Source organism: Streptomyces sp. NPDC048277 (genome assembly GCF_040652235.1).
Classification (GTDB): Bacteria; Actinomycetota; Actinomycetes; order Streptomycetales; family Streptomycetaceae; genus Streptomyces.
Genome location: NZ_JBEZLQ010000045.1, coordinates 1 through 11,530, shown reverse-complemented (window position 1 = coordinate 11,530; position 11,530 = coordinate 1). Strand labels below are relative to the sequence as shown.

Below are 11,530 nucleotides of genomic sequence, written 5' to 3'. Positions count from 1 at the left end.
CAACTCTGATGCCAGCCCGAGCGGCCAGTGAGGATGTCAAATATCGCCATCATCACTGGCCGACGTCGGCCCGCATCGCGCTGCGAAGCTGCTTGACCGCCGCCTTGTAGGCGTTCATCGCGGCCGTCTCCTGCGCCGGACCCACGGCGTTCCCAGCGATCAGACAGTCCAGGTACTCACGGACACGGTCAATTGCCTGATCAGCAGCTTGAGTGACGCCGTCTGTCCCGAGGATCATGACTTGCTCACGGTAGGAGTAGAGGCCGGCCCGGTGGGTCACGTCCGCTGGAGTGGTGTATCGACGGCCACTCGGTGATCTCTTCTTTGAGGCTAGGCGGTGAGTTCGGTGGGCAGGGCGGTGTCGTCGGTTTCTGACTCGATCGGGTGGAGGCGGGCCTTGGCGAGGAGCTCGCGGCCCATGTAGCGGCGGGCTTCGGTCCACTCGTCGTTCTGCTCGGCGAGCACGGCGCCGACCAGGCGGATGACGGCGGTGCGGTCGGGGAAGATGCCGACCACGTCGGTGCGGCGGCGGATCTCCTTGTTCAGGCGTTCCTGCGGGTTGTTCGACCAGATCTGCCGCCAGATCTCGCGTGGGAAGGCGGTGAAGGCCAGGAGGTCGTGCTGGGCGGTGTCCAAGTGGGCTGCGGCCTTGGGGAACTTGGCCTCCAGCGCGTCCAGGACGTGCTGCATCTGGGCCTGGGCGGCGTCGGTGTCGGGTTGTTCGAAGACGGTCCGCAGCAGCGTGGCCACCCAGGGCTGGGCCGATTTCGGCACCTGGCTGAGCAGGTTGCGGGCGTAATGCGTGCGGCATCGCTGCCAGCTCGCGCCGGGCAGGACCGCGCCGATGGCGTCGACCAGGCCGGCGTGCGCGTCCGAGATGACCAGCTGGACACCGGACAGGCCGCGGGCGATCAGCGAGCGCAGGAAGGCCAGCCAGCCGGCGCCGTCCTCGGCGGTGGCGACATCGATGCCGAGGATCTCGCGGTGACCGTCCGCATTGACGCCGACAGCGATCAGCGCGTGGACGTTGATGATCCGGCCGCCCTCGCGGACCTTCTGAGTCAGGGCGTCGACCCAGACGAATGAGTAGGGTCCGGCCTCCAGTGGCCGGTTGCGGAAGGCGGCGACCTGCTCGTCCAGGTGCTTGGCCATTGCGCTGACCTGGGACTTCGACAGCTGGGTGACGCCCAGGGACTCGGCGAGCTTCTCGACCCGCCGGGTGCTGACACCGAGCAGGTAGGCGGTGGCGACCACCGAGATAAGGGCCTGTTCGGCCCGGCGACGGCGTTCCAGGAGCCAGTGCGGGAAGTAACTCCCGCTGCGGAGCTTGGGAATGGCCAGCTCGACGGTGCCGGCGCGGGTGTCCCACTCGCGCGGGCGATATCCGTTGCGATGGTTGACTCTCTCGTCGCTGACCTGCCCGTATTCGGCGTTGCAGAGGGCGTCGGCCTCCGCGGACATGAGCGCGACGGCGAACGTCTTGACCATCGCGCGCAGCAGATCGGGACTCGCCGCGGCGAGGTTGTCCTCGGCGAGGACGTGCAGGGGCAGACTGTCTGGTGCGGTCATCGTGCTGATCTCCTTCGGGCTTCGACACCTCGAAGATCAGTCGGTGGCCGTTCATCTATGCGGGCCTCATCCCAACGCCGGAGCAAACCCCCGGATCAGGTCGAACCCGCGTACACCACTTCGCAGGACGTAACCGTCGTTTTTTCACGCAGGAGGAGGACGTCTGGACGGTACGCCAGGGTGGCCCGCTGCCGCTGTGGGACACGATCGAACAGGCTCTCACCGCATGGAAGGACGCCGGAAGCCCAGACATCGCCACCGTGCGGCTGCACATCAGCCAGGAGACCCACACCTACTGGATCGAAGGCCATCCGCTACTCCGATGGCAACACCACGTTCTGTGATCGAGACCCAGCAACTGTTGCGACAGTGAAATACTCGTTCGCCAGAAGCAGGCAAAGTCTTCCACGTGAGACGGGTGAGTATGACGGACCGCCCCGGGAAAACCCGCGGATGCTTTGCCATCGTCGTGACGCCGCGAGGTGAGGTTCTGCTTCAGCTGCGGGACGACAAGGCCGACATCGGCTGGCCGGGGCATTGGTCGCTGCCGGGCGGCGGAGCGGAAGCGGGCGAGACGCCACGAGAGACGATCCTGCGTGAACTGCGGGAAGAGACTGGACTCTTCCCGGAGGCGATCGAGGAAGTTGCGGTTACCGCCTACGCGACCGGTAAGACGCCACCGCATGTATTCGTGACGATCTGGGATGGAGCCGCGCATGAGCTCGTCCTTGGCGAAGGCCAGGATCTGCGTCTGTTTCCCCTGAGTGCTCTTCCCGAACCGATGCCGCCACACGTCCGGCACTACGTCGAGCAGTTCGCCCACGGCCTGTGACACGGCTCCGCCGCCGTCATCCCCCCTCAAGACTGGGCAGACCACATTCGGATGACCGGTCCAAGCGCGCAGCTGCCGGAGATCACTGTCCCACCCCCAGGCAACCACCTCGTTCAGGGCCGTCAGCCCCGGAGCCCATGCCTCGACTGCGTAGCGCACACAGTCCTCGTCGAAGCGGAACCGATCACGGAACATCACACCGGCGGACGGATTGTCCTGGCAGCGGATGATCACACCCGCCTGTTCATCTATGGCGGCGGCGCCGTCCGGAGAGGCCATGAGCCGAACGCTGGGCCAGCACCACAATCCTCGTCACCACAGTTCCTCGTGGGCAGGGACACAGCTTCTACGGGAGTCGTCCTGCACGTACGAACCTGTCGTGCTCGGTCTCGTCACCCCGTCTGGCAAGCCTCCAATGGGGTGACCCGTCCACGATCGAACGAGTTTGGAATCCGCCGGCAGCTGCCTCTCGCATGCAACCGGCCAAATCAGAACGTCAGTTCGTGAATTGCCTCGAAATAGCCGTGACGTCCTCGAATCCGGCGCGTTTTTTAGAGCACCAGTGCCACCGCGACCCCCAGACGGAGGACACCATGCATCCCGTTCCCGGCCCAGCGCGCCGTTCCCTCGGATTCGAACAGCAGTCGGCTGCTCCTGGCCTTTCCGTCGCTGCCGTGCGGTGTGCTGGCGTCCCCGCCTCCCGCGGAGCGCAACCGGATACGAGGCGGGCAGCATGAGCGAGCCCACGGACGCGGCCCAGGCAGGAAGCGACGTTCCGGCGCCGCGGGCGGCCCCGCTCCCGCTGCCGCCGGCCGAGGCACCGGCCGACCCGCAGGACGGTGACGTGGCCGAGGACCTGGAGGAGACGTACTGGTCTGTCCACGACGGCGCCTCCGCCAACGCCACCGTGTACCAGGTCCTCGCCCGCCTCCCCAAGATCACCCGGTTGATCGGTCGGCTCGCCTGGCACGCAGACCGCACGGCGACCACGGTGGTCATCACCTGCCAGCTCACCTCCGCCGCCATGAGCGCGTTCAGCCTGCTCGCCTCGGTCGCCGTCCTGCAGCATCTGTTCGCCCAGGGCCCGACACCCGACCGCGTGCGCAGCGCCATCCCGCAGATCCTCGTCGTGGTGGGTTTCCTGGCCGCCCGCGCTTTGCTCGACACCGCCGTGGCTGTCGCCCAGGCTCGGATCACCCCCAAGATCCGCACCGCGCTCGAATGCGAATTCCTCCACCTCACCGCGCACGTCCGCCTGGAAGCCGTCGAGGACTCCACGTGGCACGACGAGGTCTACCGTGCCAATGACCGCGGCCTGTTCTACGCACGCCAGATCGTCGGCCAGGTCATCGCCCTCGCCTCGGCCGCCCTCGCACTCACCGGAACCGCCGGCGTCCTGAGCATCCTGCACCCGGCCCTGCTGCCCCTGCTCCTGCTGTCCGTGTTTCCCGTGGGCATGGCCGCCGTGCGCAGCGCCCGCGCCCGCTTCCACTCCTTCAAACGGTGGAACGCGCTGCAGCGGCGGGTACGGGTGTTCTCCTGGCTCCTGATCGACGTGGACGCAGCTCCCGAACTGCGCGTGGACACCGCCCAGGGCGCGCTGCTGGACGAGCACCACCGGCTGACCACCAAGATCGCGGAGGAGGACACGCGGCTGGGCGTGCACGCCGCACTGATCAACCTGGCCGGGCGGGCAGTAGGCGGCTTCGGCACCGGCATCACCTACACCGTGCTGGGCGCGATGCTGATCGCCGGATGGCTACCCCTGCAAGCAGGCGCCGGCGCCGTCCTTGCAATCCAGGCCGGACAGTCCGCGCTGACCCGGCTCGTCGACGTCGCCCACCTCGTCTACGAGCACGCCCTGTGGGTGGATGACCTCCTCGCCGTACAAGACCACTCGCGTAAGCTCCTCCAGCGCCAAACCGGACAGCCGGCACCCCATCACGTGAAGACGATCACCGCCAGGGACGTGCACTTCACCTACCCCGGCAAGACCGAGCCGGCGCTCAACGGAATCTCCCTGACCCTCCATGCCGGCCAGACCGCAGCGTTCGTCGGCCTCAACGGATCCGGCAAGAGCACCCTCGCCAAACTCCTGGCCGGCCTGTACGAAACAGGGCAGGGCAGTGTGTGCTGGGACGGCGTCGACGTGCGGGAGATGGACGCGGCATCACTGCACCGGCAGGTGGCCTGCGTGCTCCAGGAGCCGGTGCGTTTCCCCTTCAGCGCCCTGTCCAACATCACCATCGCCACCGGCACCCTCGACCGGGCCGACCCGCAGCGCGCGATGGACGCCGCGCGGGCATCCGGCGCCGACCAGGTCATCGCCGCCCTGCCCCGGCAGTGGCAGACCCTGCTGTCGAAGCGGTTCAAGGGAGGCCACCAGCCCTCGGGCGGCCAGTGGGCGAAACTCGCCGTGGGCCGGGGCCTGTACAAGAAGGCGCCGCTGCTGATCCTGGACGAGCCCACCGCCAGCATGGACCCGCCCTCCGAACACGCCGTCTACGAGGCCGTGCTCCGCGGCAGGCTGCGCGACGACCAGATCACCATCATGATCTCCCACCGGCTGGCCAGCGTCGTCGACTGCGACCAAATCCATGTCTTCGACCAGGGCCGCATCACCGAATCCGGCACCCACGACGACCTTATGGCCCAAGGCGGCACCTACGCCGCCATGTTCACCCTCCAAGCCGCCGGCTACCAGCCCCGCACCGCCTCTGAGGAGGTCGGCACGTGACGTCCGCTTGCCCCCGCGCCTCCGATCGCGATCCCAAGCAGAAAGACGCGACCGTGCCGCCCGCCCTGAGTGAGATCAACAACCTGGTCCACACCTACCTCGCACGCTATCCCGACGAACGCCTTCAGCTTCAGAACCTGTTGGCGCTGTTGCAGGGAACGGCAGGCGATCCCACCAGCCGAGCCACTCTGCCCGGGCACATCACGTGCAGCGCGGTCGTGATCGACCAGAACCTGCGCGTCCTACACAGCGACCACAAGGCCACCGGTCTCGTCCTTGCCCCCGGCGGCCGAGTCGAGTCCGACGACCGCACTCTGCTCGCCACCGCGTTGCGGCAGGTACGCGAAGGGGCCGGCATCGCCCCCGGCGCCCTTTGCTTGACACGGCAGTTCCTCGAATCCGCCGCCGACATCAATGTGCACGACATCGCCGCCGACCCGGCCGAGGGCGAGCCGGCCCACCAGCGCTACGACGTCCGCTTCGTGTTCTATCTCGCCGGCAACGAAACGCCGGCGATCACCCCGCGCAGCGACGAAGTCTCAGAAGCCACGTGGTGCCCCCTGGCCGACGTCACTTCCCCGACACTGCGCGCGAAGCTCCAGAACGCGCAGTTGGATGGCCGGCCCGAGCCGGTGAACGCCTCCGTGGTGATCCACGACGGAGCGGGCCGCTACCTGCTGCATCTGAGGGACCAGCGCGACGGGATCTGGGAACCAGGCGCCTTCGCCCTGCTCGGCGGCGGGTGGGAGCCGCAGGACCCGTCGCTGGAATCAACACTGCTGCGCGAGCTCACCGAAGAGGTCCCTGGCCTGCGCCTGTGTGACCTGATGCCGTTCTCCGTGGAGTACGCCACCAGCATCGACGGCTTGTGCGTGCCCGCACAGGTCTTCACCGGCCGGTGGAACGGCAACCCCGACGAAGTCATCCTGAACGAGGGCGTCCTGCTGCGCTGGTTCGCACCGGAAATGCTGCACCGGCTGCGGCTCCTCCCGTCCACCGCCGACATCATCCACCACCACGCTGCCCAGCTCCCGGCATTCCCGCGCATGACCGTCAACGCGACAGTACGCAACGTGATCGGCGTCCACCTCTACCTGGAAGACGATCACGGCAGGGTCCTGCTCGGACAATGCCACCCCAGCTCCCCGTACGCCGGCGGCATGTGGCACTTCCTGGCGGGCCACTGCGAACGGGAGTCGGCCATCCAATGCCTGATACGCGAAGCGTTCGAGGAGGCCGGGCTCGTCATCGATCAGCGCGACGTCACCCACGCGCACACCATGCACCTTCGCGACGCCCCCGATGCCGAGCCCCGGATGCAGATCGTGTTCCGCGTGCGCACCTGGCAGGGCACACCACAGGTGCTCGAGCCCGACAAGTGCCAGCAATGGCAGTGGTGGCAGCCGCAGACCCTGCCCGAACCCGTTGTCCCTTACACCCGGCATGCCATCGAGAAGATCCTGAATGGCCAGCCGTACTCAGAGATGGGGTGGTGAGCAGTGACCTCCCTGAACACCGGCCCGCCCCAGCTTGCCGCCCCGACCGGGACCCCCACACAGGCACAACCGGCCCCAGCTGTGCTGGACCCGGCCTCCGCTCGGGCCGCGATGGTCGAGCGGCTCGAAGCCGACGGCGCGCTGGGGCCCGGCCCGGTCCGCGACGCCTTGCTGGCTCTCCCACGCGAAGTACTCATGCCGCAGGCGTACGTACGGCGTAGCCCCGCCGGTGAGATACCGCCGCGGTGGGATCTCCTGGACTGGGCGGCGCCGACCGACCGGCCCGAACTGGTCAAACTGCTGTACAGCGGGGGCAGCGTGCCCGTCCAGCACAACGGGGAGCGAATTGTCGGACGGGCACGCGGCTCTCGCTCGGGTGCGTCGATCACGTCGATGTCGACCGTGATGAACCTGACGGCCTCGCTCCTGGAGGAGCTGGACCTGCGTCCGGGGCAGCGGATGCTGGACGTCGGCACCGGCGCGAGTGTGACCGCCGCAGTGGCCTGCCTGGTGTGCGGCGACAGTGGCGTGGTCACTGTCGACCGGGACCAGCATGTCACCGACGCCGCCACCGTCCGGCTGGACGCCCTCGGACTGCGGCCGTCGGTGACGTGCGGGCCGGGCGAAGCCGGCTGTGCAGCCAGGGCACCGTTCGACCGGATTTTCGTGTCGTACGCGCTTCCCAACGTGCCGATCGTGCTGGCTGAGCAACTTGCTGCCAGCGGGCGACTGCTGGCGCACGTGACCACCGCCTCCCCGTCGTGGCCCGCCCTCGCCGTCGTCGAACGGAACCCGGGTGGGCGACTGCGCGCGGAGCTGCGCGGGGTGGAGTTCGCCCATCGTGCCGGGCACGGCATGGAGCGGATCCACCTCACCGAGGAGTTGCGCGTTCAGATGGCCACCGCGCGAGGGGACCGGACGCAGCGCAGCCGGATCGCCCCGCCCTCAGATTGCGACAGAGGCCTTTGGCTGGCGGTCGACCATCTACTCGGCGGCACCCTTGTGCGGGACTTCACTGCCGAACACCTGGCGATCGGCACGCCCGGCTGTGGCTCCTGGCTGCGCGTCGAGCAGGCAGGAGCCCGGTGCTGGAACGTCACCACGTCCGGGCCCCGGGACCTGTGGACGGAGATTCAAAACGTGCTCGACCGGTGGCGGGCGGCTGGTTGCCCTGACCGCTACCCGCTGTCGTTCAACATCGACGGCACCCAGCAGGTCGCATCGCCCTGCGGCCGCCTGTCCTGGCTGCTGCCGGCATTCAGTCCGGTCGATAAGAAGGCACGCTCGTGACCTCTCTCAACCAGCCCGCCTCGCCCCAGCGTCTGACGCGCGCGGCACTCTTCACCGCGGCCGCAGAGAATGCCTGCCACCGACCCGGGTACTTCATGCTTCCCGCTGCGCGCTGTAAGGGCGCGGGCGATGCGACGGGGTGCCGGCCATGCGCCCGGCAGCGCCGGAGGACGCCCAGGCCATCATCTGGCCGCGGCCGCAGTTCCGCCCCGGGAGGAATGAATCGAGAGCGGCAATGCCTGCAACACCGCCGCACCCAGTCCCAGCGCCCGCGCTCGGACGAACCGGGCCACCCTCAAGGCTGCACTGTCCTTCGTCGCACGAACCAACTGCACGACCCGGTCGGGGCACTGGAGCTTCGGCGACAGGCACTGGGCTGTGCAGACCAGCGATCCTGCCGCCGCGGACGGGCCGTCGAGCTGTCACGGCAGCGCTGCCCCAACGGCTGTTGACCTGCGAGGAGTGATCTGTGGGATACACCCGGGACGACTGGTCCCAGCACTACGCCGACGTGTTGCGGCTCCCTTGAAGGTGAGCAGGTCAGTGGTTTCTGAACTGGGCATTGCTCACTTCTGATGAGCGGAGCCTTTGGTACGGGCTTGCCGTGGATGGCCTCACTTGACCTTGGATGAACTCGCCGATGGATTCGTTGTGCCTTTGTTTCGTGCCTTGCTCACTGTTCAGGGCTGTGTTGCTCACAGGGAGCGGGCGCTGCGCACCTTCACTGAGCCGTCGGTGTAACGGTCGAGTGATGGCTTCGCGGGATGGCCTACATCCTGCCCCGCGAGGTTGGGGGAGTGGTGATGCGGGCTGTACTGGCGAGCCCTCTCCGTCAGAAGTGTGGTGGTGGTCGGCTGGTGAAGAATGGGGCCCGACGGCACCACTGCGATTGTGCGAAGGCGGCATGGATTCTTTCGACTTGGGACGCCTGACGGACCATGACTTCGAGGTCGTCTGCCGGGATCTTTTCGGTGAGATTCTCGGCATGCCGCTGGAGCTCTTCCCGCGCGGCCGGGACCGGGGGATCGATCTGCGTCACACGGCGGCGGACGGCACCATGACCGTCGTCCAGTGCAAGCACTGGCCCAAGGCTGCGCAGGCGACGCTGACGAAGCGCCTGGTCAAGGACGAGCTGCCCAAGGTCGTCGCGCTGAAGCCGGCCCGGTACCTCATCGCTACGAGCGTGGGCCTGACTGTTGACGGCAAGCAAAAGATCCGTGATGCGTTCGTTCCTTATGTGTAGACCACCGGCGATCTCTACGGGGTGGACGAGATCGTCGCCGAACTGCAGAGCAGACCCGAGCTGGTCCGGCGCCACTTCCGTCTCTGGCTGAGCGGCACTGCCGTACTGCAGACGGTGCTGAACCAGGAGAAGTACGTGCGCTCGTCCTGGCTGCGCAAGCGGATCCCACGCACGGCGGACACCTTCGTACCGCACGAGGGCTTCGACCGGGCGAAGGCCATCCTGGACGAGCAGCACGTCTGCGTCATCGCCGGGATTCCGGGGGTGGGCAAGACGACGGTGGCCCTGATGCTCGCTGCGTGGCTCATGGGCAACGGGTATGAGGTGCATGAGATATCGCAGGATGCCGAGGAGATCGCGGCGCTGTGGCGCGAGGACACGCCCCAGCTGTTCCTCTACGACGACTTCCTTGGCCAGACGACGCTGGAGTCTCAGCTCAACAAGAACGAGGACGCCCGCCTCATCGACATCATCAGGGAAATTCAGGAGGCTCCGGACAAGGCGCTGGTGATGACGACCCGTGACTACATCCTGGAGCACGCCTTGTTGAAGCATGACAGGCTCGGCGCTCCGGATGTCTCACAGGCGACCAGCGTCGTCCACCTCACCGACCTGAGCCTCGGTGTCAGGGGCCAGATCCTCTACAACCACGTTCACCACGCGCGGCTGCCTGCCGGGCAGAAGGGGCCGTTCGCCGACCGGACGGTGTGGCAGCCCATTGTCGAGCATCCCAACTTCAGCCCCCGGCTGATCGAGGAGACGCTCCGGCTCGCGGCCCGGCAGGGGCAGGACGTCGCCGCCGCCGTACGGAAGAACCTCGACGATCCCCGCCGCATCTGGGAACGGATCGTGGAGAACGATGTGACCGACGAAGCGGTGCATGTACTCGAAGTCCTCTTCACTTTGCGCACGGCCACACTGGACACGCTGAGTGAATCCTGGTCCTGGTATCGCCAGGAGCGCGGGCTGGAGGCAGACGTCCGGGCCTTCCGCAGGGCGCTGCAGGTGCTGGACGGCACGATGGTCGCCGTTGAGCAGCAGGCTGTGTCCTTCGACAATCCGTCGGTCGCGGACTACCTCCGCTTTCATCTCGACGCCGGGCGGGCCCCGATGGACGCGCTCCTGGGCGCGCTGGTCGAGCCGGTGCAGACTCACAGCCTGATCGACGCGGCCGGAATGGCGGACGGGGCCGGCATTCTCGCGCAGCTCAAGGCGGAAGCGGCACGGACCGGGTCTGCGGTGCTGGAGACGGCGGAATTCGTCGAGTGGTCTCCTGAAGTCGCATACGAGAGCGAGGTGTCCAACCTCCAGTGGATCCTGGAGGCTGCCGAACTGCTGGACTCCGCCCCGCTGGCCGCGCATGTCGTCAAGGAGAGGGGCGCGGACCACTGGTACGGCGAGCACGTCGAGCACCTCGTCAGCCTGGTGCATGCCGTGACAGGCAGCCGGCTCATTTCCCAGGAGGACATGACGCGCTTCGCCGGTGAGGTGGCGGACGCCATCCGGCTGGAGCTGGCGGAGCAGGTGGAGGACGGCGACTGGTACGGGGCCATCGGCCTCTACGAAAGCCTGAAGGAGATTCCCGGCGACGCGCTGAGCGGCCCTGTTCTGGAGGCCCTCGTCGACCGCGCGCTCGAAGCGCTTCACCTGGCCACTGGCGAGGATGGGTCCTTGTACGACGCTCATCCGTTGGAGATGCTGCTGCAGTTCCTGTTCGACCAAGGCTATGAAGGTGGCGCGGACGACGAATTCGCTGAGGACTTGGCCACCCTCCAGAAGAGGGTCGGCCGGTTCGGCAAGTTCCGTGAGGTGCCACGTTTCGAGCCCCGCCAGGAGACCGCTGCACCAGGCCCGTACAGCGACGAGGAGCGGGACCGCGAGGTCATCACCGAGCTGATGAAGGGACTGAGAGACCCGGACATCACCCCCGGCGTATGAGAAGCTGCAGCCCGTCCTGCCCTTGTACCGGCGGAACCGGGTGCGAGACCCTGGGCTGTGCTGGCTGTTGCGTTCCCCGGTGACCGCATCACGAACATCACGGCCGTGCGCGACGCCGCCCACTTCTCGCTGTTCAACCTGCCGCACGCGTGGGCGAAGAATCCGGGTCGTGTGTCGCCATGAGCCAAACGCAGGCGCGGGCGTTGAGCCGGGCAAGACTGGGGCGAGGCTTGTCCCCGGCGAGGGGCACGCGGAGTATGTCGGCATGATCGAACGTGACCACGCGCCGAACGCCGGAACGGGACTGCTCGGAGCGAACTTCAGCCGCCGCAACCGTCAGGCGCCCGCTTCCCGAACACCGTCCAGTGCAGGACCGCGCATGCCCTGGCGTACGGGGCCGTCGGCCACCGCTTCAGCGGTCGCCT

The 11,530-nt window shown here is 67.5% G+C and carries 8 protein-coding genes; 6 read left to right on the top strand and 2 right to left on the bottom strand.

What is annotated here, in order from left to right:
- Window positions 1-52: 52 nt before the first annotated feature.
- Together AB0D85_RS49405 and AB0D85_RS49400 are read right to left on the bottom strand one after the other, a co-directional pair.
- The gene (locus tag AB0D85_RS49405; RefSeq protein WP_362337284.1) at window positions 53-238 is read right to left on the bottom strand and encodes a hypothetical protein; all 186 of its coding nucleotides are present in this window, start codon (window positions 236-238) and stop codon (window positions 53-55) included.
- A gap of 92 nt (window positions 239-330) precedes the next feature.
- A complete protein-coding gene (locus AB0D85_RS49400) occupies window positions 331-1,569 on the bottom strand; it encodes an IS256 family transposase (protein WP_362337281.1) in 1,239 nt (412 codons plus the stop codon).
- 424 nt (window positions 1,570-1,993) lie between these two features.
- Here AB0D85_RS49400 and AB0D85_RS49395 point away from each other — a divergent pair, with 424 nt between their 5' ends.
- The 6 genes from AB0D85_RS49395 to AB0D85_RS49370 all read left to right on the top strand — a co-directional run bounded on the left by AB0D85_RS49395 (window position 1,994) and on the right by AB0D85_RS49370 (window position 11,105).
- Window positions 1,994-2,401, top strand: a complete 408-nt coding sequence (locus tag AB0D85_RS49395) for an NUDIX domain-containing protein (protein ID WP_362337278.1) — start codon at window positions 1,994-1,996, stop codon at window positions 2,399-2,401.
- A 733-nt stretch (window positions 2,402-3,134) separates the two neighbouring features.
- A complete protein-coding gene (locus AB0D85_RS49390) occupies window positions 3,135-5,138 on the top strand; it encodes an ABC transporter ATP-binding protein (RefSeq protein WP_362337275.1) in 2,004 nt (667 codons plus the stop codon).
- A complete protein-coding gene (locus AB0D85_RS49385) occupies window positions 5,135-6,634 on the top strand; it encodes an NUDIX domain-containing protein (RefSeq protein ID WP_362337272.1) in 1,500 nt (499 codons plus the stop codon). The genes AB0D85_RS49390 and AB0D85_RS49385 overlap by 4 nt, the downstream gene beginning before the upstream one ends.
- Window positions 6,635-6,745: 111 nt before the next feature.
- Window positions 6,746-7,924: a protein-L-isoaspartate O-methyltransferase gene (locus AB0D85_RS49380; RefSeq protein WP_362337269.1), complete on the top strand. Its 1,179-nt coding sequence runs from the start codon at window positions 6,746-6,748 to the stop codon at window positions 7,922-7,924.
- Window positions 7,925-8,828: 904 nt separating this feature from the next.
- Window positions 8,829-9,167: a restriction endonuclease gene (locus tag AB0D85_RS49375; protein WP_362337266.1), complete on the top strand. Its 339-nt coding sequence runs from the start codon at window positions 8,829-8,831 to the stop codon at window positions 9,165-9,167.
- Window positions 9,168-9,188: 21 nt separating this feature from the next.
- Window positions 9,189-11,105 carry an ATP-binding protein gene (locus tag AB0D85_RS49370; RefSeq protein WP_362337263.1) on the top strand — a complete coding sequence of 639 codons (1,917 nt, stop codon included), beginning with the start codon at window positions 9,189-9,191 and terminating at the stop codon, window positions 11,103-11,105.
- Window positions 11,106-11,530: the final 425 nt, after the last annotated feature.